Below are 24655 nucleotides of genomic sequence, written 5' to 3'. Positions count from 1 at the left end.
TCCGGAAGGCTTGTGTCCGGAATCGACAGAATACAGAGAATATGGTGGGGAAAAGAACATGGAGAATTTGCTTGTCTGGGGATTCTACTTTTTGACGCTGTATGCTTTTCTCCCGGGGCTGGTCAGCCGCATGTTCGGATTCCGAGTGTTCAAAAAAGGCCTCACGGAACGAGAGATCGCCTTGACGTTCGATGACGGGCCCGATCCCGTTTATACGCCCAAGCTTCTCGATTTGCTCGCCAGGCACGGAGCCAAGGCGACTTTTTTTGTCGTCGGATCCCATGCGGAGAGGCATCCTGAGCTTCTTCAGCGCATGCGGGACGAAGGGCATACGATCGGAATCCATAACTACGTGCACAAGACCAACTGGCTGATGAGGCCTGCCACGGTGAGGAAGCAGATACAACGGACGGCGGAGATCATCGAAGCGGCAGCCGGGCTGAAGCCGGCCTACTACCGCCCGCCGTGGGGAATCGTGAACCTGTTCGATTTCTCCAAAAAAGGCCAGTACAAAATCGTGCTCTGGTCCGGCATCTTCGGAGACTGGAAAGCCCACGATAATGCCGATCGGCTTACGGAACGGCTGCTCAAGAAGCTGAGGCCGGGCGAGGTGGTGCTGCTGCACGACTGCGGACTCACTCTCGGCGCGGATGCGGAAGCACCGGCGCAAATGCTGGAGGCGCTGACCGTCTATCTGGAGGAAGGAAGCCGCCGAGGCTTCCGATTTGTCGGAATCGAGGAGATGATGGCGATCACGGACAAGGCCAAGGAAGCGAGGCCGGGCCTGCTCGGACGAGCGGCGGCATGGACATGGCTGCAGTACGAGAAGCTGTTCCACCTCGTATTCCGGCTGAAGGCCGTCCGGGGCTCGGGAGACAGGACGGTCTTTTACTACCGCAAGACGACGTACAACGGTCCCGAGGTGGAGCTGAAGGAAGGCGCGGTCATCCGCAAAGGCGACTCCGTCGCCGAGATCCATCTCGACAACGACATGCTGCGCAGGGTGTCGGGACGCTCGACCTCCCCCATGGCCGTCATCATCCACTTGATCCGGGAGATGGAGACGGCGCTTCCCGCCTTGTCGAGGCAGGTTCTGAACGATCCTGAAACGAGCTCCGTCAAGGCTATTTATGGAGTCACTATGATTCATAGGGGAACCGACAGGCTCGGGTTCCAGGTATTCGACCTTCCTGAGAATTTATTTGCCAAAGCATCCCGAATTTATCTTCGTATTCTGTTCCGGGTTCTCACGGCAAGGCCGAAGAAGAAAGCCGCCGGCCGCAAAGGCAAGGAAAGAGACAAAAAGCCGATGACTCCCCGCATGCTGCTGATGTCGCGCGAGGATATACTGCGGCATGCAGCCCGGACGCCGTCCGCTTCACGAGATGCGGACGGCCGGGAAGCGGCCAGGCAGCCGAAGGGCTCCGGAGCTGTTCCGGCTGCCGAGTCGGGAGCCTCGGTCGAACCGATCGCAAGCGGAAGCCCCAGCGCTTCCTGAAGCTCGGCGCATCAGATGAGGCAAGACTGCTTTTCGGAGCGCCGCTCTCCGTGAAGCAGTCTTTTTTGTGTCCGGAAATCCACTGGACTTTCGGGCGGGAAAGGCTATGATGGGAGAAGCGGGAAGGAGAGGAAACAATGAGCGAAACGGCTTGGGAGGAGCAGCTCCTCCAACGGATAGCGGCGAAGGACAGCGATGCTCTCGAGCAGCTGTATGATCGATATGAGCGGCCCGTCTACGCCTTTGTCTACCGCATCGTCGGAGACGTCATGGCGTCGGAGGAAATCGTGCAGGAGCTTTTTTTCAAAGTATGGAATCATGCCGAATCGTTTGACCTGAACCGGCGCACAGGCAAAGTGAGCACATGGATGTTCACGCTCGCGCGCAACCTCTCCATCGACTGGATCCGCAAGCGCGACCGCCGTCCGGCGGCTTCGGGATCCGAGGAGGACTGGCAGGGGGTCAAGGACCCGGAGACGACGGAGCAGGCTGCGATGGACAGGCTCATGGCGGAGCATGTGAAGGAAGCTCTGGCGGAGCTTAACGAGGAGCAGAAGCGGGTGCTGGAATGGGTTTATTACGGGGGATACACGCAGCAGGAAATATCCGAGCTGCATCATATTCCGCTGGGCACAGTCAAAAGCCGGGTCCGGCTGGCGCTCAGGCAGCTGCGCAAAAGTCTCGGGGAAGTCTGGAGAGAGGGGGTTCGATCATGACAAGCCAGCCCAATCAGCCGCATGGCAAAAACGCGGAATGCGACAATGTGGAGCTGTACGCCGCAGGAGCGCTTGACGCCGCTGAGCGCGCCGCATTCGAAGAGCATCTGGAGCAGTGCGCTGAATGCGGCGCGGAGCTGCAGGAGCTGCGGAAGCTGATGAATCTGCTGCCGCTGGCGGTCGATCCGGTCGATCCTCCCGAGGGAATGAAGAAACGAGTGCTGGGAGCGGTGCTCGGCCGGAGCGACGCTCAGGAGCCGGGCTTGAGAAGGGAAGCCGCTGCCGCTCGGGCGAAGGTGGATCTCCCCGAGGCAGCTGCTTCCGGGAGCCGGCGGACAGAAGCGGGTTCCGCGACCAAGCGAAGCGCGGACGCAGGATCGACAGCCTGGACTTCGAGCGACGGAAGCGGCAGAAGGACTGCTGCAGCCGGCGGACGCAGGCCTCGTCTGGTGGCGCTTCTGGCCGGAGCGGCAGCGGTCATGCTGCTTGTGTGCGGCACCCTCGCCCAGCGCATGGACAGCCTCGGCAAAAGGAATGAACTGCTCTCGGGCGAGCTCGAGGCGGCCAGGCAGAATCTGGTGCAGGCCCAGTCGGAGCTGCAGGAAGTGATGAAGCCGTCGGCCGACGCGGCCGTAAGCCAGATCATCTCGCTCAAGCCCGTCAAAAATATGGTCGCCAAAGGGCAGGCATATATCGTCGTGGATGCCAAGGGCACGCACTTGATCGTGCAGGCCAGCAAGCTTCCCGCGCTTAAGGACAGCCAGGCTTTCCAGGTATGGCTCATCAAGGGCGACAAGCCCGTGAATGCCGGCACGTTCAAGCCGGTGAACGGCTCCGGCGCCATTACGTTCACGTTCAAGCCGGATTCCTTCGATCAGGTGGCGATCACACTGGAGCCGGATGCGTTCGGCACCGCGCCGCGCGGAACGATGGTCATGGCCGGAGGCCTGAAGGCTTGATGTGAACCATGGAAGCCGAACGAAAAACAATCCCCCTGCGGCAAGCGCAGGGGGATTGTTCGGTTATGGCGTGAATCAGATTCTCATGACGCCGCCGGTGCTGGCGGAAGTGACGAGATGGGAGTAGCGGGCCAGGTAGCCGCGCTTGATCTTCGGCTCGAAGCCGGTCCATTCCGCACGCCGCTTGGCCATTTCCTCGTCGCTGATCTCCAGCTGGATCGTCCGGTTGTTCATGTCCAGCTCGATGATGTCGCCGTCGTTGACGAAGGCCAATGGGCCGCCGTCGGCTGCCTCAGGCGAGATATGGCCGATGCTGATGCCGCGCGATGCGCCGGAGAAGCGGCCGTCGGTGATCAGGCCGACCTTGGCACCGAGTCCCATGCCCACGATCTGGGAGGTGGGGGCGAGCATTTCCGGCATGCCGGGACCGCCCTTCGGTCCTTCGTAGCGGATGACGACGACATGGCCTTCCTTGACGAGACCCTTGCTGAGACCTTCCAGAACCGCGTCCTGGGAGTCGAAGCAGATGGCCGGTCCGCGGTGGTAGCCGCCGACGGATTTGTCTACGGCGCCGACCTTGATGATCGCGCCGTCCGGCGCCAGGTTGCCGAAGAGGACGGCCAGGCCGCCGCGCTCGGAATGCGGATCCTCGATAGGCCGGACGACGTCGCGGCGCTTCACTTCCGTATTCTCGACGTTCTCGCGGATCGTCTTGCCGGTGACGGTCATGCATTCCGTATGGAGCGCGCCTTCTTTCCTGAGCAGCTCGTTCAGAACGGCGCTTACGCCGCCGGCATCATGCACATCCTCCATGTGGAGGTCGGAGGCAGGGGCCAGCTTGGACAGATGCGGCACACGGTTGGCGACTTCGTTGATGCGGGCGATCGGGTAGTCGATGCCGGCTTCATGGGCGATGGCGAGCGTATGCAGAACGGTGTTCGTGGAGCCGCCCATGGCCATGTCCAGCGCGAAGGCGTTGTCGATGGCCTCGGCGGTCACGATATCGCGCGGACGCAGATCGAGCTCGATCAGCTTCATGAGCTGGCGGGCGGATTCGCGGACGAAATCCTTGCGCTCCGGCGAGACGGCTAGAATGGAGCCGTTGCCCGGAAGAGCGAGTCCGAGCGCCTCGGCGAGGCAGTTCATGGAGTTGGCCGTGAACATGCCGGAACAGGAGCCGCATGTCGGACAGCCGAACTGCTCCAGCTCGGTCAGGCCGACCTCGTCGATCTTGCCGGCCATGAACTGGCCGACGCCCTCGAATACGCTCGTCAGGGAGATCGCGCGTCCGTCGCTGGTGCGGCCGGCCTTCATCGGACCGCCGCTGACCATGATGGACGGGATGTTGACGCGCAGCATGCCCATCATCATGCCGGGGGTGATCTTGTCGCAGTTAGGGATGCATACCATGCCGTCGAACCAGTGCGCGTTGACGACCGTCTCGACGGAGTCGGCGATGATCTCGCGGCTGGCGAGCGAGTAGCGCATGCCGATGTGGCCCATCGCGATGCCGTCGTCGACGCCGATCGTGTTGAACTCGAACGGCACGCCGCCGGCTTCGCGGATCGCTTCCTTGACGACTTTGCCGAACTCCTGGAGATGCACGTGGCCCGGAATAATATCGATGTATGAATTGCAGACGGCGATGAACGGCTTGTCGAAATCTTCTTCCTTGACGCCGGCAGCGCGCAGCAGGCTGCGGTGCGGGGCGCGGTCGAAGCCCTTCTTGATCATATCGGAACGCATTTTCTTCGGTGCCATGTCTGTCCCTCCCAGGTATAACGTCATTCTATGATTCTACCATAGTGGGGAAGGCTTGACTACAGATTGCCGCATTGATGCTTCGCTTCGATGATGCGGTCGCAAAATGAAGACGTTTCGCCGTTTTTTCCGGCCGAAAGCGGTTTAATAACAATCAGAGCCGTTCATTCCGTCCATTGCCAAAGGAGGCAAACCCATCCATGAGTCCCATTCACCGTTTCTTCGCCCGTCCTGCATCCCCAGGATTCCGCAAGCTGAAGCCAGCCGCCGCAGTCGCAGCGGCCGCGCTTATTGCCGGAGCGGGACTGCTGGCTCCCGTTCAAGCCGATGCCGCCAAGGAGCTTCCGCGGATCATCATCAACGGAACGTCGTACGACATGAACCATGATCCGGTCATCGAGAAAGGCAGAACCCTCGTCCCGCTCCGCGGCGTGTTCGAAGCGATGGGAGCCCAGGTGGACTGGAACCAGTTCGACCAGAGCATCAAGGCGACGAAAGGGACGACCACAATCGAGCTGACCGTCAACAAGACGGCGGCCTCCATCAATGGCAACAAGGTCGAGCTGGACGTGCCGGCGCGCAACCTGAGCGGCGCGACGATGGTGCCGCTGCGATTTGTATCGGAGTCGCTCGGAGCCTATTGCTGGTACAACCCGGATCAGAATCTGATCAACATTACGGACAAGGCTGCCAGCGACAAGAGCTGATCGCCTTCCGCCTATCCGCGGCCGTATGGAGAACCCCGTCCCTGCATGGCGCAGGAGCGGGGTCTTTCTGCTGCATGTTAAAGGAAACCTAAAGGAAAGCTTAAACCTGTCTGACGATTGGCCGCCATGCCTTTCAAGCCGCCCGGCTCTGCGGTATAGTGGCTGTAAGGGGTGGTATCGGTTGTGAAAAAGCTGCTGATCGTCGACGACGACCGCGAGATTGCGGAATTGATCCAAATTTATCTATCCAATGAAGGCTACCAGACGGCGACCGCCCATGACGGCGAGGAAGCGCTCGCGCTGCTTGCGGACGGGTCCTACCATCTGGTCGTTCTCGATATCATGATGCCGAAGCTGAGCGGCCTCGAGGTGTGCCGCAGAATCCGCAAGGACCACGAGGTTCCCGTTCCGATCCTCATGCTGAGCGCCAAGGCCGAGGACATGGACAAGATCATGGGACTCATGACGGGAGCGGACGACTACATGGTCAAGCCGTTCAACCCGCTGGAGCTGGTCGCAAGGGTGAAATCCCTGCTTAGGCGGGCCTATCAATATCCCAAGTCCTCGCAGGCCGGAGGCGCGGATGCGGAGGAGGCGGTCGATCTCGGGCCGCTGCGCATCGACAAGAGCACCCATGCCGTCGTCCTGCGCGCGGACGGCAGGCAGATGCATCTGACGAGCACAGAGTTCGCCATTCTTCATCTGCTCGCCTCGCATCCGGGGCGGGTATTCAGCGCGGAGGACATCTTCCAGCAAGTATGGAAAGAGAAGTTCTACGAGTCCAACAATACGGTGATGGTCCATATCAGCAAGCTGAGGGACAAGCTCGAGCAGGAAACCGGAGACAAGTTCATCGTGACCGTATGGGGGGTAGGCTACAAAATTGAAGGATGACACTATCGTCAAGGACATGACGGTCCGCCTGCTCGTTCATCTGGCGGCGAGCGCGGCGCTGGCGGTCATCACCTCCGCGCTCATGGTCATCGCCGCCGAGAGGCTGGCGGTGACGTTCCCGTCGCTGCGCTCCTTCGCCCATCTGATGATCGACCAGCTGGGGGATTTCACGCTCGTCATTCTGGCCCTGATCCTGTTCCTCGTTTATTTGCTGCTGCTGCAGCAGAGGCAGTTCCGGTATTTCCGCGACGTCAGCCGCAGCGTCCGCTATATCGCCGACGGGCATTTCGGCTACAAGGTTCCCGTCCGGCAGAAGAACGAGCTGGGAGATCTCGCTTCCTACATCAACTATCTCGTCCACAAGCTGCAGTTGTCGCTGGACGAGGAGCGCAGGGCGGAGCAGACCAAGAGCGAGCTCATCACGAATGTCTCCCATGACCTGCGCACGCCGCTGACCTCCATCATCGGGTACCTCGGGCTGATCCAGCAGGACCGGTGCAGGGATGAAGTCGAGCTGCGCCATTATGTCAGCATCGCTTACGAGAAGTCCAAGCGGCTCCACGTGCTGATCAACGATCTGTTCGACTACACCAAGATGAGGTATGAGACCGCGCCGCAGCGCAAGCTGACCTTCAATCTGACGGAGCTGCTCCGTCAGCTGCTGCTGCAGTACCGGGTGCCGCTGGAGGAGGCGGGCCTGGACACGGAGCTGAGGGCGCCGGCCGACAAGCTGATGGTGACGGGAGATTCCGACAAAATGGTGCGCGTATTCGAGAATCTGCTCGCCAACGCGATCCGCTACGGCAAGGATGGAGGCAGAGTCGATCTGATCGCTTCGGGGTCCGGAGGCGAAGCCGTAGTCGAAGTGGTCAATTACGGAGAAATGATTCCGTCCATCGATCTGCCCCATCTGTTCGACCGGTTCTACCGGGTCGACAAGGCGAGAGGCGACGGCAGCGGCGGCACCGGACTCGGTCTGGCGATCGCCAAAGGCATTGTGGAGCAGCATGGAGGAACCCTATCCGCGGCGAGCGATCCCTTCATGACGAGCTTCCAGGTCAGGCTCCCGCTGGCCGGAGCCGCTGTCCCGCAGGCGGAAAAGGGACGCGAAGCGACAGCATTAGACGCTCTTTAGGATTTCTTAAGAAATTTTTAGGATTACGTTACGGTATGCCTCTCCCGGCTCGGCTACAATAGGAGCAGACAATGACGCTGAGGAGGGGACGTCCTTGAGGCATCTGTGGATGATGGTCATGGCATGCGCGGTTATCTTGATGGCCGTTCTGCTGGTAGGCGGAGACGGCGGCAAAAACGTGGGATTAGTCGATATTCTGCTGCGGATCTGGTAGCAGAGCAGCCGCTGGAGAGCGGCGATGTGATCGAAGGAACAGCATAGCGGCATGGAATCAGGAAGCTTCGCCCAAGGCGGAAGCTTCTTTTTTTGCATGCAGCGAAGGCTTGTTGATGTTAGATTTACTAACATAACATGTTTACTTCCGCCGCCGGCGTGACTATAATGGAACTAATTCTGGCATAAGGGGTGAAAGGGATGCAGTTGAATGAGCGGGAAAAAGAGAAGCTGCTCATCACAATGGCCGCCGACGTGGCTCGCAGGCGGCTTGACCGGGGAGTCAAGCTCAATTATCCCGAGAGCATCGCGCTCATTACTTCCGAGATCATGGAGGGCGCCCGAGACGGCCTTACGGTCGCGCGCCTGATGGAATACGGCACGCGGATCCTGCGCCGGGACCAGGTGATGGCGGGCATACCGGAGATGATCCATGAGGTTCAGGTCGAGGCGACATTCCCTGACGGGACGAAGCTCGTGACCGTGCACCAGCCCATATCGGGCTGATCGTTCGGCAGCAGCCGGAGGCCGGTCGAGACGGCTTCGGGAGCTGCGGGCGCCATGCTTTTGAGGGAAAGGGGAATGCCCGTGATACCAGGGGAATACCGGATATTGCCGGGAGAGATCAAGCTCAACGAAGGCCGGCGGACCGCGGAGCTGTTTGTCGTCAACCAAGGAGACCGGCCGGTCCAGGTCGGCTCGCATTACCATTTCTTCGAAGTGAATCGCGGGCTGAGCTTCGACCGCGAGCAGGCTTTCGGCATGAGGCTCAACATACCTGCCGGCACGGCCGTGCGGTTCGAGCCGGGCGAGGAGAAGCCGGTCGAGCTTGTCGAGCTCGGCGGAAGCCGCCTTGGCTTCGGGCTGAGCGGCATGACGAGAGGACCGGCGGCTGCCGGCGCGATGCCGGATGAGGTGAGAGCCCGCCTGAAGGCTTGGGAGGGGGAGCAGGCATGAGATACATGGACCGCAGAAGCTACGCGGACATGTTCGGCCCTACCGCCGGGGACGCCGTAAGGCTGGCCGATACGGAGCTGTGGGCGGTCATCGAGAAGGATTACACCGTCTACGGCGACGAATGCAAGTTCGGCGGCGGCAAGGTCATCCGCGACGGCATGGGCCAGTCGAGCCGGGCGCTCCGCAGCGACGGAGTGCTGGACACGCTGATCACGAATGCCGTCATCATCGACCACTGGGGCATCGTCAAGGCCGACATCGGCATCCGGGACGGACATATCGTGGCGATCGGCAAGGCCGGCAATCCGGACATCATGGACGGCGTCACGCCCGGCATGACCGTCGGAGCGGGCACGGAGGTCATAGCCGCCGAAGGCAAGATCGTCACGGCGGGAGGCATCGACGCCCATATCCATTACATTTGTCCCCAGCAGATCGAGACGGCGCTCTCCTCCGGCGTCACGACGATGATCGGCGGCGGCACGGGTCCGGCAACGGGCACCAACGCCACGACCTGCACTCCCGGTGCCTGGCATATGCAGCGCATGCTGGAGGCCGCCGAAGCTTTCCCGATGAATCTCGGCTTCACCGGCAAGGGCAACGCCAGCTTCACGGAGCCGCTGATCGAGCAGATCGAGGCGGGAGCGATCGGCCTCAAGCTGCATGAAGACTGGGGAACCACTCCCGCCGCGATCGACGCCTGCCTGAAGGCGGCGGACCGATACGACGTGCAGGTTGCGATCCATACCGATACGCTCAACGAATCCGGCTTCCTGGAGGATACGCTGGCCGCCATCGGCGGCAGGACGATCCATACCTACCATACCGAAGGCGCGGGAGGAGGGCATGCCCCCGACATCATCTCAGCGGCAGGAGAGCTCAACGTGCTGCCGAGCTCCACGAATCCGACCCGTCCGTTCACGGTCAACACGATCGAGGAGCATCTGGACATGCTGATGGTATGCCATCATCTGGATTCGCGCATCCCCGAGGATGTGGCGTTCGCCGACTCGCGCATCCGTCCCGAGACGATCGCCGCCGAGGATATCCTGCACGATATGGGGGTGTTCAGCATGCTGAGCTCCGATTCCCAGGCAATGGGACGCGTCGGCGAAGTGATTATCCGAACCTGGCAGACGGCGGACAAGATGAAAAGGCAGCGCGGGCCGCTGGCCCCGGACGATGAGCATGGCGACAACTTCCGGATCAAGCGGTATGTGGCGAAATACACGATCAATCCGGCCATTACCCATGGCGTTTCCCATCTCGTCGGCTCCGTCGAGCCGGGAAAGTTCGCCGATCTTGCGCTTTGGAGCCCGATGTTCTTCGGAGTGAAGCCCGATCTCGTGCTGAAGGGCGGAATGATCGCCTTCGCGCAGATGGGCGATCCCAACGCCTCGATTCCGACGCCGCAGCCGGTGTTCGGCCGCCCGATGTTCGCCGCTTACGGCCGGGCGGTGTACGGCAGCTGCATCACATTCGTCTCCCAAGCAGCCCATGACAGCGGCATCGCGGAGCGGCTCGGCCTGCAGAAGCGGGTGGAGCCGGTCAAGGGCTGCCGGACGGTATCCAAAAAAGACATGATCCATAACGACGCCACCCCCGTCATCGAGGTCGACCCGGAGACCTACAAGGTGACGGTGGACGGTGTCCATGCGACCTGCGAGCCTGCGGAAATCGTGCCGATGGCGCAAAGGTACTTCTTATTCTGACCTCCGGCAACGGAAGCGGCGGTTCTCTCCCCTCCCCTCCGGCCAACTGGCTCGTGCTGCAGCAGCTGCTGGACTCGGCGCTGCCGATCGGAGGCTTCTCGCACAGCTTCGGCTTGGAGACGCTGATCCAGGAAGGCGGCATCCGCAGCTCCGCCGATCTGGAGCAGTATTTGCGCGCGATGCTGGAGCAGAGCTGGGCGACGACGGATGCGCTGGTCGTCTCCGCCGTATACCGGGATGCGCCGGCAGGGGAGTATCGGCGGTTATGGGCGGCCGAGCGCATCGTGCATGTCCAGCGCATCGGGACCGAGACCCGCTCCGGGATGGAGAAGATGGGTCGGCGCCTGCTGGCGCTGGCGGCGTCGATCTATCCGGGATGCCGCATGGAAGAGCTGGAGAAGGCATACCGGGAAGGGGAATGCCTGCTGACCCATCCGCTCGTATTCGGCTGGATCTGCTGGCAGAGCGGCATCGGCCGGGAGCAGGCCGTGCAGGGGTGGCTGTACGGCAGCATCGGCAATGCGGTGAACAGCGCGCTTCGCCTGATGGCCATTGGGCAGACGGAAGCCCAGCGCATGCTGGCCATGCTGTCGGCGGATGCCGGGCGGGCCGCCGGGATAACGCTCGGCATGGAGCCGGAAGAGGCTTGGAGCAACATGCCTTACGCCGAGCTGGCCATGATCCGCCACGAGACGCTGTACTCGCGGTTGTTCATGTCCTGAACCCCCGGCAGGAAGGCTTCGCTCAGGATGGACAGAAATCGGCTGACGGCGTGGATTTGAACGGATGGACGACGTTGGTCAGGCATGCGCGAGGAAGCTTGAGCTTCGGCTCGTCAGCAATTCGCAATCCATACGATCATTAGGAGGAGTTACGAATGTGCCAAGGACAAGGACATACGCATGTGGAATGGGAGACCAATCCGATCCCGGCCGGGAGGCCGATCCGGATCGGCATCGGCGGACCGGTCGGCTCCGGCAAGACCAAGCTGGTGGAGCGGCTGGCGGAAGCGCTGAAGGATAAGTACAGCCTGGCGGTCATCACCAACGACATCTATACCAAGGAGGATGCGCGGATATTGGCGGCGACAGGCGTTCTGCCGGAAGAGCGGATCATCGGCGTGGAGACGGGCGGCTGCCCGCATACGGCTGTGCGCGAGGACGCTTCGATGAATTTCGAGGCGATCGAGGAGCTGCAGAGCCGGTTTTCCCCGCTGGAGCTCATCTTCATCGAGAGCGGCGGCGACAATCTGGCCGCCGCGTTCAGCCCCGAGCTGGCGGACCGGTTCATCTACATCATCGACGTTGCCCAAGGGGAGAAAATACCGCGCAAGGGCGGTCCGGGCATCATGCGCTCCGACCTGCTCGTCATCAACAAGACCGACCTTGCCCCTCATGTTGGCGCAAGCCTCGAGGTGATGGAGGCGGACTCGCGCCGCATGCGCGGCGGCCGGCCGTTCGTCTTCTCCAATCTGTTCGGAGGCGAAGGGACGGCGGAGATCGCCGCTTGGCTGGAGCATGAGATCGCCCATGCGCAGGGCAGAAGCCATGCCCATCACGACCGCGGCCATGCTCATGGCGAGAGCGCCGCCGCCTCCGATACGGCTTCCGGCGGAGACGGACACTCCCATTGAGTACGGTCCCGGAAGCGGCAGCGCCGGGCGGCATCCGGGTATCCGAGCTTCGGGCAACATTCGAGCATCGATCCGGCGCGACGCGGCTGCAGGAGCGCTACCATACTTCGCCCATCAAGATCGCCAAAAGCTTTCCGCTCGGCAGCGGAGCGGGTGTTCTCGTCATGGATGTGTCGCCGGGCATGCTGGAAGGCGATGCGTACCGGATGGATTGGACGGCCGGCAGCAATACGATGGTCCAGCTTTCCAATCAGTCGTTCCTCAAGGTGCATCCGTGTCCGGGAGGAGGCGGCGCATCGCTGCGGCAGCGGTTCATCATCGGCGAGCATGCGGTCATGGAGCATATGCCCGAGCCGGTCATGCTGTTCGCAGATGCGGCCTTCGCCTCGGATACGGAAGTGATGCTCGCTCCCGGCGCATGCTGGATGCAGGCCGAGGTGCTCTGTCCGGGCCGGACGCTGCGCGGAGAAGTATTCCGCTATCGCCGCCTGGACAGCAAGCTTGCTGTCTATGAGGGTGGACAACTGATCTATCGCCAGAACCAGCGCATTATTCCCGGCGAGCAGCTGCTCGGCGCGCCGGGAAGCTGGCAGGGAATGACCCATTGGGGAACCTTCTGCGTCTTCTCGTCGCTGGTGGACCGCCGCCTGGAGGAGAAGCTGCGCGAAGCGATGGATTCTCTCCAGCCGGTGCCCGGACGGGAGGTCGTCAGCGGCGTCTCGCTGACATGGAGAAGCGGCCTCGTAGTACAGGCCGGCGCCCGCAGCGCATGGACGCTGCAGCGGGCGCTTGAGCATGCCTGGCTGACGGCGAGGAAGCTGCTGAGGCCGGATTTGCCGGACCCGCTCCGTAAAGCTTTGAACTAAACTTTTTGAAACCTGACCGTCCTGCTCTGCGTAGTTCAAGGATTGAGGCAGCCCTTGCCCATCTTGAACGAACGGGGCTGCGTCTGTCAGGTTTCTTTTTTTAGCTTTACATTGAAGATTTTTAGAGGAAAAGGATATAATAACCCCAACTTACTTCCAAAGGGGTCTGGAGGTGAAAGAAGCATGGTCAATGAAGCGGTATCGCAAGAGCTGATCAGGCAGCTGGACGACCGGTTCAGGCTCGTCCGCAAGCTCATCAACTCCGAATGGAACCGGGATAACGAACATGGACTTGGCCTTACGCATGTCCGCATTCTCAGCCTGTTGTCCTCCGAAGGTCCGCAGAAGGCATCGGTGCTGGCGGACCGGCTCCAAATTACTTCCGGCGCGGTGACCGGACTGCCCGACCGTCTGGTCGAGCTGGGCTATATATCGAGAGAGCGCGGGGAGCAGGACCGCAGAGTCGTGCTGCTCGATATCGAAGCGAACGGCAAGCAGCTGCTCGAGCAGGTGAGCAAGACCAAGCAGAAGCTGATGTATAAGCTGTACGAGGGAATGGACGGGACGGATATGGAGCAGATGCTCCGGTATTTCGACCGGATGATCGCCAATCTGCAGTCGGAGTGACGGATTCCCCTCAAGCCTGATGGCTCCGGCGGCTGCTGGCAGCCCGACCTCCTGTCCCTTATAATGGACAGGAGGTTTTTCGTCCCCGAAAGGAGGCTGGCATCATGCAAGCCGGCGACAGCAACGAGACCATCAAGCTGCTCATGAACCACCGCTCCATCCGGCGCTACAAGAACGAGCCGGTCACCGGCGAACAGCTGGACGCCGTTCTGGCCTGCGCCCGTCAAGCTTCTTCTTCCAGCCATATGCAGGCGTACAGCGTCATCGGAATCACCGATCCCGAGCTGAGGAACCAGATCGCCGATGTCGCGGGCAGCCAGCGCCATGTCCGGGAGGCGCCTGTCTTCCTCGTCTGGTGCGCCGATCTAAGCCGCTTCGGAGAAGCGGTCTCCATGCATGGAGGCAGCTTCTCCGCGACGACGGAGTATTTCCTTGTGGCGACGGTCGACGCCTCGCTCGCGGCGCAGAACGCGGCGGCCGCAGCCGAGTCTCTGGGACTCGGCATCGTGTACATCGGCGGAATCCGCAACGACATGAGGGCGATGTCGGAGCTGCTCGGACTGCCGCCTCTCGTCTACCCTGTATTCGGCATGTGCATCGGCGTTCCCGACGAGCGGCCGGATCATCGGCCGCGGCTGCCGTTGGAGAGCATGTATGCCGAGAACCGGTATAGGGAAAATGGCTATGCCGAAGATCTGGAGCGCTACGACAGCCTCTATGCGGAATACATCCGCAACCGTTCCGGCGGCGGCAGGGAATCGTCGTGGACGCGCGAGATGAAAGGGCGCACCGAGTATCCATCGCGCAGCTACGGGGATTTCTTGCGGGAACAGGGATTTTCGTTCGAGGATTGAAGCGGACGAGCAGAAGCAGGGGCCGCACGGCATATAGCCGCGCAGCCCCTGCTTAATTTATGTCCTGGTCATCGAGGCCGTCATTCCCGGTCTTCTTCCTCCGGGTGAGCCCCGACTCCGTTCAACAGATCGGTGCCGTGGAATTCCTCGGGCGGCGCGGCGGGATCGACGGGCGTATCGTCGGCGAGCTCCAGCAGGTCCGGATCGGCGTTCACAGAACGCACGCCGACAGGAACTTCCTCGGCATAGTCGCCGCCGTCGCGCTGCTTGGCGTATTGATCCGGACTCGGCGCTTCCGCCCCGTCGACATCATCCGCCAGCGCGGCGTTCGCTTGGGAGGAAGATACGGTGTAGCTGTCGACCTGGACGGTTCCATAAGTGCCTTCACCGGAAGGATACGTGCGCAAAAGCTCTTCCTCGGCGCTCTGCACCCGGCTTCCTTCGCGCTGGTCCTCGAACATGCCGAATCGAGGATCGATGTCTTTTTCCGTCGCGAGACCTTCCTTGTTCTTGTCTTCCATGCTTGTCCCCTCCTGGTTGATGGATCTTCCCCATATCTTCACTTATCGTTCGATTTGCCTTGTACGATTGACTTGATAGGCAGTTTATACCCTGCTGCAAGGGTTTCCAATCGTCCGGCAGTCCATACGCTTCCTGACGGAGAGGAAGCTGTTGGCGAGGGTGCGGGCTTCGAACAGCTTGCCACGCTAAAGCGATGACGAGCCTGGCAGGGCCGTTCCGTAGTATACTGGAGACAGGAATGAACACCCGGAAGGAGCCTGCTGCATGACGTTGATTAGCAGTCTGAACGACAAGGACGAATTTACAGGGTTCTATCTGGTCAAGGAACTCGATGTCAAGCTGACCAATTCGACGCCTCCCAAGGATTACTGGGATCTTGTGCTCTCGGATTCAAGCGGCCAGCTTACGGCCAAGTACTGGGATTTGAAGCCGCATGAGAAAGATACGCTGAAGCCGATGATGCTGGCCAAAGTACAGGGGACCGTGCAGCTGTACAGGGAACGCCTGCAGCTGAAGGTATCCCGGATCCGGCCTGCCGCGCCGGAGGACAATTTGCAGCTGACGGACTTCATCCGTGCCGCTCCCGTCGCTCCCGACGCCTTGATGGAGAGCATCCGCGCCAAGGTCGACTCCATCCAGGACGTGCAGATTCGGGAAATAACCGCTTATTGCGTCGTGAAGGCGGGAGATCGGCTGGAGCATTACCCCGCGGCCAAAAGCCATCATCATGCCTACTATGCGGGCCTTGCCTACCATATGGTGCGGATGCTGGAGATCGGAGAATTTCTCTGCATGCAGAGGCCGTTCCTGAACCGGGATCTTCTCATTGCGGGCATCATCCTGCATGATCTGGCCAAGCCGGAGGAAATGAACGCGCAGCTCGGCATCGTCTCCGAATACAGCGATCGCGGCCGGCTGATCGGCCATCTGGCGCTCATATCCGGCTGGATTACGGAAGCGGCGCTGAAGCTCGGCATCGAGCTGGAGTCCGCCAAGGCAACGGCGCTTCAGCATCTTGTGCTGTCCCATCACAACCTCGGGGAATGGGGGAGCCCCGTGCAGCCGCAAATGGCCGAGGCGGTCGCGCTCCATTTCATCGATTCGCTCGACGCCAAGCTGCAGATGGTCGAGGACGCGCTCGGCTCTACACCGGAAGCCGACAGCTGGACGCCGATGATCCGCGGGTTGGAAAACAAGGCGATCTTCAAAACCAGCTTGTAGAAGCCGGCAGCTAGTTTTGGCCGCATTGGCGTCAGCCCCTGCAGCTGCGGGGTAAAGGTGGGAAATGAACCTGAAGAGGGAGTGGCCGCATGGAGCAGGCGGATCTGCAGACGATTTTGTCCGACAGCCGGCGCATCGTATTTTTCGGCGGGGCAGGAACCTCGACCGAAAGCGGGATTCCCGATTTCCGCTCGGCGGACGGGTTGTACGAGCAGCGTACGAGCAAAACGTATTTGCCGGAAGAGATTTTGAGCCGGGACTTCTTCATGGAGCATCCGGCTGATTTCTATACCTTTTACCGGACCCATATGGTCTATCCCCAAGCGCTTCCCAATGCCGCTCATCGAGCCCTGGCCCGGCTGGAGCAGGAAGGCCGGCTGAGCGCGGTCGTCACCCAGAATATCGACGGCCTGCATCAGCTCGCCGGCAGCCGCAGCGTGCTGGAGCTGCATGGATCGGTCCACCGCAACGATTGCATGGACTGCGGTCTCAAATATCCGTTGTCCGCCGTCCTGCGCGATCCGCGCCCGGTTCCTCTCTGCACGGCCTGCGGGGGCATCGTCAAGCCGGATGTCGTGCTGTACCAGGAGAACCTCGATACGGATATCCTGGACCGTGCGGCGTTCGAGATCGAGCAGGCCGACACGCTCATCGTGGGAGGCACGTCGCTGACGGTGCATCCGGCTGCAGGCCTCGTGAGCCTATACCGCGGCGACAAGCTTATTATCGTCAACCGGACGCCGACTCCGCTCGATTCTTATGCGAACTATATTTCGGACGGTAATGTCGGAGACGTGCTGGGCTCCCTTTACCCTCGTTGAACGATTCGCATGCGTCCTGCACATGAAGGCGAAAAGCCCAGGCAGAGAATTCTCTGCCTGGGCTTTTTTTGGGTTGAGGATGGCGGGAAGCGTCGATTATTGACCCGATGCGGCTGCGAGAGACAACAGGAAGAAGATCAGCGAGATCCCGAATACAATGAGGATAAGGATCAGGTAAGCCCGGCTCAGATTGCGCTTGTTGAGATTGACGCCGGATCCGAACGCCCATACGAACAGCATGATGATGTTGACGATCGGAATAGCCAGCAGCAGCATCGTCACCATCCAGGAGCTGGTGCGGATGACTTCGGAGTTGCCGGTCGGAATCGGTTGATAGGACATAGGGGTTCTCCTTTTAAACGTTCATATCGTTCATGGATTTGAAGGCGCTGAACATGACCGCGCCGAAAACAGCCAGCATGATGATGTAGAGGACGATGCCGATCAGCGCCCATAACAGATAGGCCCGGGCAAAGTACTTCCGGTTCAGGTTCGCGCTGTCGCCGAACGCCCAGACGAACAGGAAGACGATGTTGACGATGGGAATCATGAGAATGACAAGCGAGCCGAGCCAGGATTTGACGCTGACGACTTCGCCGCTTGCATAGGGCGCGTATCCCGGCGGTACCGGAGGCTGCTGGCCTGCCGGCGGTTGGAAGGTGGATTCCATTCTTTTTAACTCTCCCCTTAACTATGGTCAGAACGATGAATTTATCGACAGGAAGATTTGGGAAGTGAATACCTTTTCTTTAAATATTAGTAAATAAATGATTTTATTTGTTTTCATCGGCTTCTTTCTACTGGGACGGAGAAGATGTACCCGATTGAGGCGATTTTGAATCCTTTCACGGATGCGACATATTTTGCGTCTGTCTGCTCCGTACAGGCACGTATGGGCGGGCGCCCACATAAACTGTCAGTACACTTGCACCGGTGCCCTCGGCAGGGCCGGTAATACTGCATGGGGGTGGCCCGAAAAATGCCTGGATTATTTGCCGCAATCGCCCTGTTCATCAAGCAGCTCAGCCTGCTCGTATCCTATGTCAAAAACAACGCCTTTCCGCAGCCTCTGCAGGAGGATGAGGAGCTGCGCCATCTGAAGCTGATGGCCGAGGGCAACCCCGTATCCCGGAATTTGCTGATCGAGCACAATCTGAGGCTTGTCGCCCACATCGTCAAGAAGTTCGACAACACCGGCGAGGATGCGGAGGACCTCATCTCCATCGGCACGATCGGACTGATCAAGGCGATCGAGAGCTTCCAGACGGGCAAGGGGACGAAGCTGGCGACGTTCGCGGCCCGATGCATCGAGAACGAGATCCTGATGCATCTCCGCTCGCTGAAGAAAACGCGCAAGGACGTTTCCCTGCACGATCCCATCGGTACGGACAAGGAAGGCAATGAATTAACACTTAGTGGTTATCTGTACTAACCCTGATTTCCGCGTATTCTCGGGCTTATTTCGAGGCTGAATTGATCGTTGCGTTGTGTCTTTTCTTTCGTGTACGTGGCGATCTGCACAATGGATTTCATTAACGTATTTCGTTTCGCCGGATCTTCAGTCCGGTGATAAAGCTTGAGTGCATTTTCAACGACACTCGGATTGATTTCCTTTTGGGACTTCACAGTCTGTTTTTCGCTGTGGAGTTCTTTTTTTGTCTTTTCCAGGCTTACCTTGATTTCATCCATCCGATCGGCAAGATTCTTCGAACGCTCCAGGTAGGTATCGACATCATAAATCCCTCGCTCCAGAAAATCATGCAGCCGACTCTTTTGTGTCTCCAATTCCGAGTGTTCTTTTTCAAGCGAGTTGATAGCCAATTCTTTAAGTCGGATCTCAGCGTTACCTGTGTCCTTTTTCTTCCGAGTAGCCCAAACAACTTTGTATTGCTCAAGCCAAATGCGAACAGCTTCAATAAACTTTTCTTCGACGTATTCAAAACGGGAACTCTTATTGTCGCAAAACTTGTTATAGCACATCAGATGGGGCTTTTGATTGGTGTAGGGCCGCAACACCATCGAAGAACCACATTTTCCGCAACGGATCAGACCGGCTAGGGGATTTGTAATTCCATTCTCCAGCTGGTAGGGCACGTGGTACTTAGCTCCCAAGACTTCCTGAGCCCGTTTGAAGACCTCTTCGCTGACTAGCGGCTCATGCTTACCCTTCACGCTAATTACTTCTTCCTGGGGGCGCATCTTAACAGTACGAACCTTACCCGGCTCCTTGGATTTCTTGCTCTCTTTTTTCTTCCACTCAATTGTTCCCTTGTAGACGGCATTCTTTAGGATGGTCAGGACGGACGGGGACGTCCACTTAATCCCTGTATATGTTTTAATGCCCATATCATTGAGGCGGTTGGCAATCTTGTTGCTGCCCAACTGCTTGTCTGGACTCGTGTACCAGTCGAAGATCATGCGGACAATATCCTTTTGCTCTGGATGCGGAACGAGAGTCCGGCCAGTCTCGGACTTATGGATCTCATAACCGTAGGGAGGGCGGGTGCCGATGTAGTTGCCTTCCTCGACAGAGCGAACGCGACCGCCCTGCAGCCGGCGGTTGATGATCTTAAGCTCCTTGCGAGCCATGAACATTTCAAACTCGCTGTATTCTTCATCCCACTCGTCCGTCAGGTCATAGACCTTGCGCGGCGTGATGATCTTCGTTTTGCTCTGCTGAAAGACCTTCTGAATAAGGCCTTGTTCTTCCATATCACCCCGGCCCAGGCGATCCATATCCATGACCAGCACAGCGTCATATAGGCCGTCCGTGACCTCTCGGAGCAGTTCTTGCATCTGCGGCCGGTGAAAGAGACTTTCCCCCGAAACAATTTCCTCGCGGATCTTCACAATGTTCAATTCCTGCAGCTTAGCAACTTTCAGCAGCGCCTTCTTGTGCTTCATCAGAGTTTCGCCTTCGCCGCGAGCCTCAGCTTCTATATCCGCCCTGGACTTTCGCAGGTACATGCACACCTTTTCCATAGTTCCTCCTGCAGTTCGTTGATAAAGTCATTATAAGTCAATGAACGTTAACGGAGAACTGCGATTTATTGCCTGTCTAATTCTTCGTATTGTGTGTAGTAAAAAAGTACCAGTCGAATGTATAATTGTGGTATTAAACTCAAAGGTGGGCCGGAATGTTTACATATGTCGCTATTGGTGTTTTTGATGTGTTTGCTGTGTTTGCATTAGCTTTGAAAATTTATAGACAGCCCCTCAAAGAGTGGATTCTCCAAATAGGAATACTAGCCATCATTCTTTCAATAACGTCTTATTACCTAAGAGTGAGATTGAATTTGTATGTAATTGACTTTCCTTTACAGGCGATATCTTTTCTGTTGTTCTTCAGATATGTGATGCAGTATAGATTCATTTTTTCCTCTATTATGATAGCTACAACATTATTGCTATATTTAGATATTCAATTGATTATCTATCAATTTATGACACTTACCGGAATGGACGAGAACTTTTTATCTAGCGCTGATGGTTTCTCAGCTTATATCCTTCAGGTATGCGGCATAATTCTCGCCTTCTTGGTGGCAGCAGTTTATAAGGTGTTCAATTTCGGCTTTGCATTCATTGCCGCACCGCCGCACAGTTTTTATTTAAAAGAAGATTATAATAAACTTATAAACAAGGGTATCCTATTAAGCAATATTGCCGCTTTCATAATTATTTTGGGGACGCTTTTTATTTTTCAAAAGTTGAATTCCAACATCTTGTTCTTTATCTCTTTAGCTGTTTTCGGAATGAACTATTACCTGTCTAAAAGGAGAGATCTGAACTAAAGTGATTGAACAAGCATCTAGAAAATTAGCAACATATATAAAGGAAGCAGATCCAGAAGGTCCTTCAAGTGTAGAGGTTATGGCCTGGGTAATAGGGCTTGCGTTAAATTTTTTCTTGGCACTTGTTCTTACGGCTGTCGCTGGTTTAAGCACCGATAATCTTGGCCAAACACTTTTTGCCTTTTTTTCATTTTGCTTGATACGGTTTTTATCGGGCGGGCATCATCTAAATTCACTTACGTGGTGTTCGATCGTAACAGCTCTATTAATTTTTCCAATTCCTCTTATTGATCTTTCGAAGACGATCGTGCTAATATTGTCCGTGATTAGCGTACTTATGTTCTTATACTTCGCCCCATTTCGAAAACAAGACACAAACCTCAGCCATGAAATGTCTCAAAGAATGAAATTTCTCGCCGTTCTATTAATCCTCTCCAACCTTTATTTTCTAAACCCAATACTTGCTCTCGTCTTCTTTTTCCAGTCAACTTTGCTTGTTCATAAAAAGGAGGTGATAAAAGTTGAATAAGATCATTTCAAACTTCCTGCAAAAGAATTTGCAAGCTGCAGGTGAAAAAGCGGCTAATGTTGAGTTCAAAGTCATTCTCGGTTCTGCTGCCGTCCCTAAAGAATTGAAAAAATAAGTGAGTCGAGCATAATGAACGATGAGATCTATGGAATGAGAATTGAAAATGGCAAAGAAACCGGGGAGTGCGTGTTTTTCAAGATCGCTGATATATACAAGATCGATTCCTATCAGCCCAAGAAAAATTACCATGTTCCTCGGTTTTATACTAAGGATGGCGTATACAGCGTATTTCTAACCTTGGATGCATGTAAGGTTGCATTTTTAGAATTCGGGATACTTGCTCTGGATTCAACCAACCTTCTGAATATAAAGAACATTGATTACGTGAAAGAATCTTATAACAAATTGGAAGCCCATTTTCCTAATGGGGTAGTGGGGACTGTTTCCAAGGGGAATAGGCATTTAATCGCGCATCTAATAAGAGACTAGCCAAATGGGCGGTCTCTTTTTTTTGGGAAGAAATTATATCCTATTGATACAGATTCTGTAAAGTAAAATCGATACTAGTATTGATTGTTTGACTATCTAATACAAGATTCGACACCATATGAGTTTCACGGTGTGATACTTTGATTATGTAAGCTTCCCTTTTAATAGTTGACTCAATATATGCGTTATGTATCTTGTCTGTTTTCACGAGGGGCGGAAGAGATTATCTCTTCGCCTGCTCGCTCAGTCAATTCGCTTCCAATCGTACAGGTCATCGATGTGGCAGTTGAAGATTTCCGCAAAGGAACGGGCATCCTCAATATTCATGGTGTACTTTCTTCTTTCATAAGCCGACAACTGCGAACGAGATATACCGGCAAGGTCAGCAAGTTCTTGCTGTGTTATGCCTTTATCTTCTCGGAACTGACGGAGTAAGCATCGCCCGGCTTCAAAGAGAGCCATAACGATACTCCTCACTTTTTAGTTGATAGGAACAAGTGTTCTTAGTATCATTAACTTATTAGAAGACGCCGAGGAGTTGACTGGAATGACAGAACCGCAGAAGGTTGTTGCTGGGCTTGCTGCTGATATCCCAGAACTTAGTGAAGAAAACCAAGACGAGCTAATCAATTTTCTTTGGAGTTCCGCTCAACGTCTTCAAATACCACCTGAATAATTTTCTCTAATTTCTCCTTACTTCCCGGCCGTTCTAAGTCAATTTCATACTTCTCCACAATCTCTTTCAACAATAACTCCTGTTTTGAAAGTTGCTGCGTATACACGCTTTCCCTCCCAGTCGTGAGCCAATCAATGTTAACTTCAAAATAATCAGCGATTCGCGCAGTCATCTCATGACTTGGCTCACGCTTACCTGTTTCGTACATACCCAAAGTGCTTTTTGCTATCTTTAACCGCTCTGCTAACTCCTCTTGAGATAAACCGGTTCTACTTCTCAAATAGGCCAACCGCGAACCAAATGTTTCCATAAAGCACCTCCAAATCTAATTCAAATATTATCACATAATGTGACCAGTTGTGTATTTACCGCTTGTTGATCTACACAGTCACGAAATGCGAAAAAATTTCCAAAAAGGACTTGACGATCACGTTTAGTGATCGTATACTTCAGTTATAGCCGATCACGATCCGTGATTAAGGAGGTGAGAATATGAGGAACCAAAAGCTTCGGAAGCTTCGTGGAGACCGATCCTTACATGAGATGGCTAAGCAAATCGGTATTCCCTACAGCACGTATGCGATGATTGAGTCCGGCCAGCGGTTTCCGAGGCAGGAGCTAAGGACCAAACTGGCAAAACATTTCGGAGTGAGTATCTATGATCTTTTTTTTGCTCAAATTGATCGCGTATCGTGATCGAAAATTATCTTATGAAAGCTAAGTGAATTTTATAACAAATAAATCTACACGGAAAGGCGGAAATATCATGAAGCTTGTCAGCATACAAGGGAAGTTGTTGGCTGATAGTCGCGAAATCGCAGATGTGACCGGAAAATTGCACAAGCATTTGTTGAGAGACATTGATCTGTACGCTTCGATTCTTACTGAGTCCAAAATTGGGCCGAGTGATTTCTTCATCGAAAGCTCGTATGTTGACTCAACAGGGAGAACGCTTAAATGTTACTTGCTTACTCGAAAAGGATGCGACATGGTAGCGAACAAGATGACCGGTGAAAAAGGAATTCTCTTCACGGCAGCTTATGTCACTAAGTTTGAAGAAATGGAAAAGCGTCAGCAGAACAATGTTGAAATCATGGACGAACGGCAACAAAGAGTTGTAATGATGAAGGCCATGATCGATCACGAAGAACGAATGAACACCGTCGAGGATCGAATTGCTTCCATTGAGACTAAGGTCGACGAACAAATCACCCTATTCAGTGGAGAACAGCGCAAAGTACAACGGGCAGTGGCATCCAGGGTCTACGGTATGGTAGAAGACTCCAACATCCGCAGCGAATATTTCCGTCAGCTCCATAGAGAAATCAAAGATCGCTGGGCGGTTTCAAGTTACAAAGACGTCCGTCGAATCGAACTTCAAGAACTTCTGAACTACATCAATGCCTGGAGACCTCGGGCAGCTTAGGAGGCATAACGAATGATAAGGGCCGTCCAACCCATCACACCTCATAAGCATGTAGGTAGAGGTGATGACATGGAAAAGAAGTACGCAGCTACTTATCAGCTTGGAAATGCCACCGTGCATATCAACGACTCCATGATCTCCGACGATCCGGATGTACAGGCTGAGATTGATTCCGAAATCGCCACAGCCGCCTGGGCCATCATCGAAGAAATCATCGCAAGAGGGGAAGAACTCTGATTGTACCGGACAATTGAATATCGAGTGAGGGGGAGCCGCGTGAAGCTCATAACATACCGACTCCGACAGGCGATAGAGAAATTCCACCGGCTGCGCTCCCCGGCCGCCAAGCGAAAACACGCTTACCTCTACTTTTGGCGAGATGCAGAGGCGACGGTAGCGGAAATGGGCTACCCCAGCGCTTTAAGCCGAGCAAACCTATCGTTTAAGTACAATTTTAGTCTTGAAGAACGCGAGCAGATCGCCGTGCGGTTTTTCGAGCAAGATGCCCAGGCGGTGCTGGATGAAATGATGAAGCGAATGGAGGAAGAGGAATGAAGGTTTGGAAGTGTGCAAAGTGTGGTTGGGCCGGAAAGAAACCTGCCACTTTAGGCGCTGCCGGGATCAAAGTTAAAGTGTGCCAGATCTGCC

The 24655-nt window shown here is 56.3% G+C and carries 31 protein-coding genes and 1 pseudogene; 25 read left to right on the top strand and 7 right to left on the bottom strand.

Annotated features, from left to right (window positions below):
• The first annotated feature begins 58 nt into the window (after positions 1-58).
• The 3 genes from CIC07_RS17205 to CIC07_RS17195 all read left to right on the top strand — a co-directional run bounded on the left by CIC07_RS17205 (position 59) and on the right by CIC07_RS17195 (position 3173).
• Positions 59-1498: a polysaccharide deacetylase family protein gene (locus tag CIC07_RS17205; RefSeq protein WP_076354401.1), complete on the top strand. Its 1440-nt coding sequence runs from the start codon at positions 59-61 to the stop codon at positions 1496-1498.
• A 137-nt stretch (positions 1499-1635) separates the two neighbouring features.
• Positions 1636-2214 carry an RNA polymerase sigma factor gene (locus tag CIC07_RS17200; protein ID WP_076354403.1) on the top strand — a complete coding sequence of 193 codons (579 nt, stop codon included), beginning with the start codon at positions 1636-1638 and terminating at the stop codon, positions 2212-2214.
• The gene (locus CIC07_RS17195; RefSeq protein WP_076354405.1) at positions 2211-3173 is read left to right on the top strand and encodes an anti-sigma factor domain-containing protein; all 963 of its coding nucleotides are present in this window, start codon (positions 2211-2213) and stop codon (positions 3171-3173) included. Before CIC07_RS17200 ends, CIC07_RS17195 begins: the two co-directional genes overlap by 4 nt.
• A gap of 75 nt (positions 3174-3248) precedes the next feature.
• Here CIC07_RS17195 and ilvD read toward each other — a convergent pair whose 3' ends face one another.
• Positions 3249-4934 (bottom strand): dihydroxy-acid dehydratase, encoded by a 1686-nt coding sequence (ilvD, locus tag CIC07_RS17190; RefSeq protein ID WP_234992876.1) that lies wholly within the window; start codon positions 4932-4934, stop codon positions 3249-3251.
• A 200-nt stretch (positions 4935-5134) separates the two neighbouring features.
• Here ilvD and CIC07_RS17185 point away from each other — a divergent pair, with 200 nt between their 5' ends.
• The 11 genes from CIC07_RS17185 to nfsA all read left to right on the top strand — a co-directional run bounded on the left by CIC07_RS17185 (position 5135) and on the right by nfsA (position 14532).
• On the top strand, positions 5135-5641 hold the full coding sequence (locus CIC07_RS17185) for a copper amine oxidase N-terminal domain-containing protein (RefSeq protein WP_076354407.1): 507 nt from the start codon (positions 5135-5137) through the stop codon (positions 5639-5641).
• 183 nt (positions 5642-5824) lie between these two features.
• On the top strand, positions 5825-6535 hold the full coding sequence (locus CIC07_RS17180) for a response regulator transcription factor (protein ID WP_048749621.1): 711 nt from the start codon (positions 5825-5827) through the stop codon (positions 6533-6535).
• Positions 6525-7670, top strand: coding sequence for a sensor histidine kinase (locus CIC07_RS17175; RefSeq protein WP_234992877.1), 1146 nt, complete (start codon positions 6525-6527; stop codon positions 7668-7670). The genes CIC07_RS17180 and CIC07_RS17175 overlap by 11 nt, the downstream gene beginning before the upstream one ends.
• Before the next feature lie 414 nt (positions 7671-8084).
• Positions 8085-8390, top strand: coding sequence for an urease subunit gamma (locus CIC07_RS17170; RefSeq protein ID WP_076354409.1), 306 nt, complete (start codon positions 8085-8087; stop codon positions 8388-8390).
• A gap of 81 nt (positions 8391-8471) precedes the next feature.
• Positions 8472-8840, top strand: a complete 369-nt coding sequence (locus CIC07_RS17165; protein WP_076356824.1) for an urease subunit beta — start codon at positions 8472-8474, stop codon at positions 8838-8840.
• Positions 8837-10552: an urease subunit alpha gene (gene ureC / locus CIC07_RS17160; protein WP_076354411.1), complete on the top strand. Its 1716-nt coding sequence runs from the start codon at positions 8837-8839 to the stop codon at positions 10550-10552. Before CIC07_RS17165 ends, ureC begins: the two co-directional genes overlap by 4 nt.
• A 53-nt stretch (positions 10553-10605) precedes the next feature.
• Entirely contained in the window at positions 10606-11274 is a 669-nt protein-coding gene (locus CIC07_RS17155; protein WP_327205362.1) for an urease accessory protein UreF, read from the top strand.
• A 155-nt stretch (positions 11275-11429) separates the two neighbouring features.
• Entirely contained in the window at positions 11430-12185 is a 756-nt protein-coding gene (gene ureG / locus CIC07_RS17150; protein WP_076354415.1) for an urease accessory protein UreG, read from the top strand.
• Entirely contained in the window at positions 12182-13051 is an 870-nt protein-coding gene (locus CIC07_RS17145; protein ID WP_076354417.1) for an urease accessory protein UreD, read from the top strand. The genes ureG and CIC07_RS17145 overlap by 4 nt, the downstream gene beginning before the upstream one ends.
• Positions 13052-13234: 183 nt before the next feature.
• Complete coding sequence (locus CIC07_RS17140; protein WP_094248123.1) at positions 13235-13678, top strand: MarR family winged helix-turn-helix transcriptional regulator; 444 nt, start codon at positions 13235-13237, stop codon at positions 13676-13678.
• Positions 13679-13782: 104 nt separating this feature from the next.
• Positions 13783-14532: an oxygen-insensitive NADPH nitroreductase gene (gene nfsA / locus CIC07_RS17135; RefSeq protein ID WP_076354419.1), complete on the top strand. Its 750-nt coding sequence runs from the start codon at positions 13783-13785 to the stop codon at positions 14530-14532.
• Between the two features lie 80 nt (positions 14533-14612).
• On the opposite strand, the gene CIC07_RS17130 is transcribed toward nfsA, so the two are convergent.
• Complete coding sequence (locus tag CIC07_RS17130) at positions 14613-15053, bottom strand: hypothetical protein (protein WP_076354421.1); 441 nt, start codon at positions 15051-15053, stop codon at positions 14613-14615.
• Between the two features lie 265 nt (positions 15054-15318).
• On the opposite strand from CIC07_RS17130, the gene CIC07_RS17125 reads away from it, so the two are divergent.
• Together CIC07_RS17125 and CIC07_RS17120 are read left to right on the top strand one after the other, a co-directional pair.
• The gene (locus CIC07_RS17125; protein WP_076354423.1) at positions 15319-16275 is read left to right on the top strand and encodes a 3'-5' exoribonuclease YhaM family protein; all 957 of its coding nucleotides are present in this window, start codon (positions 15319-15321) and stop codon (positions 16273-16275) included.
• Positions 16276-16364: 89 nt separating this feature from the next.
• On the top strand, positions 16365-17096 hold the full coding sequence (locus CIC07_RS17120; protein WP_076354425.1) for an NAD-dependent protein deacylase: 732 nt from the start codon (positions 16365-16367) through the stop codon (positions 17094-17096).
• Positions 17097-17192: 96 nt separating this feature from the next.
• On the opposite strand, the gene CIC07_RS17115 is transcribed toward CIC07_RS17120, so the two are convergent.
• Entirely contained in the window at positions 17193-17438 is a 246-nt protein-coding gene (locus tag CIC07_RS17115; protein ID WP_076354427.1) for a hypothetical protein, read from the bottom strand.
• A 13-nt stretch (positions 17439-17451) separates the two neighbouring features.
• A complete protein-coding gene (locus CIC07_RS17110) occupies positions 17452-17766 on the bottom strand; it encodes a hypothetical protein (RefSeq protein ID WP_076354429.1) in 315 nt (104 codons plus the stop codon).
• A 309-nt stretch (positions 17767-18075) separates the two neighbouring features.
• On the opposite strand from CIC07_RS17110, the pseudogene CIC07_RS17105 reads away from it, so the two are divergent.
• Positions 18076-18510: pseudogene (locus tag CIC07_RS17105) on the top strand (sigma-70 family RNA polymerase sigma factor); the annotation flags it as partial.
• Between the two features lie 14 nt (positions 18511-18524).
• Here CIC07_RS17105 and CIC07_RS17100 read toward each other — a convergent pair.
• Positions 18525-20078, bottom strand: a complete 1554-nt coding sequence (locus CIC07_RS17100; protein ID WP_094248122.1) for a recombinase family protein — start codon at positions 20076-20078, stop codon at positions 18525-18527.
• Positions 20079-20233: 155 nt separating this feature from the next.
• On the opposite strand from CIC07_RS17100, the gene CIC07_RS17095 reads away from it, so the two are divergent.
• The 4 genes from CIC07_RS17095 to CIC07_RS17085 are packed head-to-tail and all read left to right on the top strand — an operon-like array spanning position 20234 to position 21905.
• Positions 20234-20887, top strand: coding sequence for a hypothetical protein (locus CIC07_RS17095; protein ID WP_094248121.1), 654 nt, complete (start codon positions 20234-20236; stop codon positions 20885-20887).
• Position 20888: 1 nt separating this feature from the next.
• Positions 20889-21416 carry an accessory gene regulator B family protein gene (locus tag CIC07_RS17090; protein ID WP_094248120.1) on the top strand — a complete coding sequence of 176 codons (528 nt, stop codon included), beginning with the start codon at positions 20889-20891 and terminating at the stop codon, positions 21414-21416.
• Positions 21409-21531 (top strand): hypothetical protein, encoded by a 123-nt coding sequence (locus tag CIC07_RS25705; RefSeq protein WP_277345180.1) that lies wholly within the window; start codon positions 21409-21411, stop codon positions 21529-21531. Before CIC07_RS17090 ends, CIC07_RS25705 begins: the two co-directional genes overlap by 8 nt.
• Before the next feature lie 14 nt (positions 21532-21545).
• Positions 21546-21905, top strand: coding sequence for a hypothetical protein (locus CIC07_RS17085; RefSeq protein WP_094248119.1), 360 nt, complete (start codon positions 21546-21548; stop codon positions 21903-21905).
• A gap of 243 nt (positions 21906-22148) precedes the next feature.
• Here CIC07_RS17085 and CIC07_RS17080 read toward each other — a convergent pair whose 3' ends face one another.
• The gene (locus tag CIC07_RS17080; protein WP_094248118.1) at positions 22149-22367 is read right to left on the bottom strand and encodes a helix-turn-helix transcriptional regulator; all 219 of its coding nucleotides are present in this window, start codon (positions 22365-22367) and stop codon (positions 22149-22151) included.
• Positions 22368-22531: 164 nt separating this feature from the next.
• Positions 22532-22891, bottom strand: a complete 360-nt coding sequence (locus CIC07_RS17075) for a helix-turn-helix domain-containing protein (RefSeq protein WP_094248117.1) — start codon at positions 22889-22891, stop codon at positions 22532-22534.
• 182 nt (positions 22892-23073) lie between these two features.
• Here CIC07_RS17075 and CIC07_RS17070 point away from each other — a divergent pair, with 182 nt between their 5' ends.
• From CIC07_RS17070 to CIC07_RS17055, 4 genes are all read left to right on the top strand, one after another.
• Positions 23074-23277, top strand: coding sequence for a helix-turn-helix transcriptional regulator (locus CIC07_RS17070; RefSeq protein ID WP_094248116.1), 204 nt, complete (start codon positions 23074-23076; stop codon positions 23275-23277).
• Between the two features lie 70 nt (positions 23278-23347).
• Entirely contained in the window at positions 23348-24007 is a 660-nt protein-coding gene (locus CIC07_RS17065; RefSeq protein WP_094248115.1) for a Rha family transcriptional regulator, read from the top strand.
• A gap of 69 nt (positions 24008-24076) precedes the next feature.
• Positions 24077-24244 carry a cell division protein FtsZ gene (locus CIC07_RS17060; protein ID WP_157741933.1) on the top strand — a complete coding sequence of 56 codons (168 nt, stop codon included), beginning with the start codon at positions 24077-24079 and terminating at the stop codon, positions 24242-24244.
• A gap of 39 nt (positions 24245-24283) precedes the next feature.
• Positions 24284-24562, top strand: coding sequence for a hypothetical protein (locus tag CIC07_RS17055; RefSeq protein WP_157741932.1), 279 nt, complete (start codon positions 24284-24286; stop codon positions 24560-24562).
• The last annotated feature ends 93 nt before the right edge of the window (positions 24563-24655 follow it).

Source organism: Paenibacillus sp. RUD330 (genome assembly GCF_002243345.2).
Lineage (GTDB): Bacteria > Bacillota > Bacilli > Paenibacillales > Paenibacillaceae > Paenibacillus_O.
This window is presented reverse-complemented; position numbering and strand designations above follow the sequence as displayed.

What these genes read in the sequence shown, in the direction of transcription:
- CIC07_RS17205 (WP_076354401.1), top strand. Translation starts at nt 59, where the DNA reads ATGGAGAATTTGCTTGTCTGGGGATTCTACTTTTTGACGCTGTATGCT.
- CIC07_RS17200 (WP_076354403.1), top strand. Translation starts at nt 1,636, where the DNA reads ATGAGCGAAACGGCTTGGGAGGAGCAGCTCCTCCAACGGATAGCGGCG.
- CIC07_RS17195 (WP_076354405.1), top strand. Translation starts at nt 2,211, where the DNA reads ATGACAAGCCAGCCCAATCAGCCGCATGGCAAAAACGCGGAATGCGAC.
- ilvD (WP_234992876.1), bottom strand. Translation starts at nt 4,934, where the DNA reads ATGGCACCGAAGAAAATGCGTTCCGATATGATCAAGAAGGGCTTCGAC.
- CIC07_RS17185 (WP_076354407.1), top strand. Translation starts at nt 5,135, where the DNA reads ATGAGTCCCATTCACCGTTTCTTCGCCCGTCCTGCATCCCCAGGATTC.
- CIC07_RS17170 (WP_076354409.1), top strand. Translation starts at nt 8,085, where the DNA reads ATGCAGTTGAATGAGCGGGAAAAAGAGAAGCTGCTCATCACAATGGCC.
- ureC (WP_076354411.1), top strand. Translation starts at nt 8,837, where the DNA reads ATGAGATACATGGACCGCAGAAGCTACGCGGACATGTTCGGCCCTACC.
- ureG (WP_076354415.1), top strand. Translation starts at nt 11,430, where the DNA reads ATGTGCCAAGGACAAGGACATACGCATGTGGAATGGGAGACCAATCCG.
- CIC07_RS17140 (WP_094248123.1), top strand. Translation starts at nt 13,235, where the DNA reads ATGGTCAATGAAGCGGTATCGCAAGAGCTGATCAGGCAGCTGGACGAC.
- nfsA (WP_076354419.1), top strand. Translation starts at nt 13,783, where the DNA reads ATGCAAGCCGGCGACAGCAACGAGACCATCAAGCTGCTCATGAACCAC.
- CIC07_RS17130 (WP_076354421.1), bottom strand. Translation starts at nt 15,053, where the DNA reads ATGGAAGACAAGAACAAGGAAGGTCTCGCGACGGAAAAAGACATCGAT.
- CIC07_RS17125 (WP_076354423.1), top strand. Translation starts at nt 15,319, where the DNA reads ATGACGTTGATTAGCAGTCTGAACGACAAGGACGAATTTACAGGGTTC.
- CIC07_RS17120 (WP_076354425.1), top strand. Translation starts at nt 16,365, where the DNA reads ATGGAGCAGGCGGATCTGCAGACGATTTTGTCCGACAGCCGGCGCATC.
- CIC07_RS17115 (WP_076354427.1), bottom strand. Translation starts at nt 17,438, where the DNA reads ATGTCCTATCAACCGATTCCGACCGGCAACTCCGAAGTCATCCGCACC.
- CIC07_RS17110 (WP_076354429.1), bottom strand. Translation starts at nt 17,766, where the DNA reads ATGGAATCCACCTTCCAACCGCCGGCAGGCCAGCAGCCTCCGGTACCG.
- CIC07_RS17100 (WP_094248122.1), bottom strand. Translation starts at nt 20,078, where the DNA reads ATGGAAAAGGTGTGCATGTACCTGCGAAAGTCCAGGGCGGATATAGAA.
- CIC07_RS17095 (WP_094248121.1), top strand. Translation starts at nt 20,234, where the DNA reads ATGTTTACATATGTCGCTATTGGTGTTTTTGATGTGTTTGCTGTGTTT.
- CIC07_RS17085 (WP_094248119.1), top strand. Translation starts at nt 21,546, where the DNA reads ATGAACGATGAGATCTATGGAATGAGAATTGAAAATGGCAAAGAAACC.
- CIC07_RS17080 (WP_094248118.1), bottom strand. Translation starts at nt 22,367, where the DNA reads ATGGCTCTCTTTGAAGCCGGGCGATGCTTACTCCGTCAGTTCCGAGAA.
- CIC07_RS17075 (WP_094248117.1), bottom strand. Translation starts at nt 22,891, where the DNA reads ATGGAAACATTTGGTTCGCGGTTGGCCTATTTGAGAAGTAGAACCGGT.
- CIC07_RS17070 (WP_094248116.1), top strand. Translation starts at nt 23,074, where the DNA reads ATGAGGAACCAAAAGCTTCGGAAGCTTCGTGGAGACCGATCCTTACAT.
- CIC07_RS17065 (WP_094248115.1), top strand. Translation starts at nt 23,348, where the DNA reads ATGAAGCTTGTCAGCATACAAGGGAAGTTGTTGGCTGATAGTCGCGAA.
- CIC07_RS17060 (WP_157741933.1), top strand. Translation starts at nt 24,077, where the DNA reads ATGGAAAAGAAGTACGCAGCTACTTATCAGCTTGGAAATGCCACCGTG.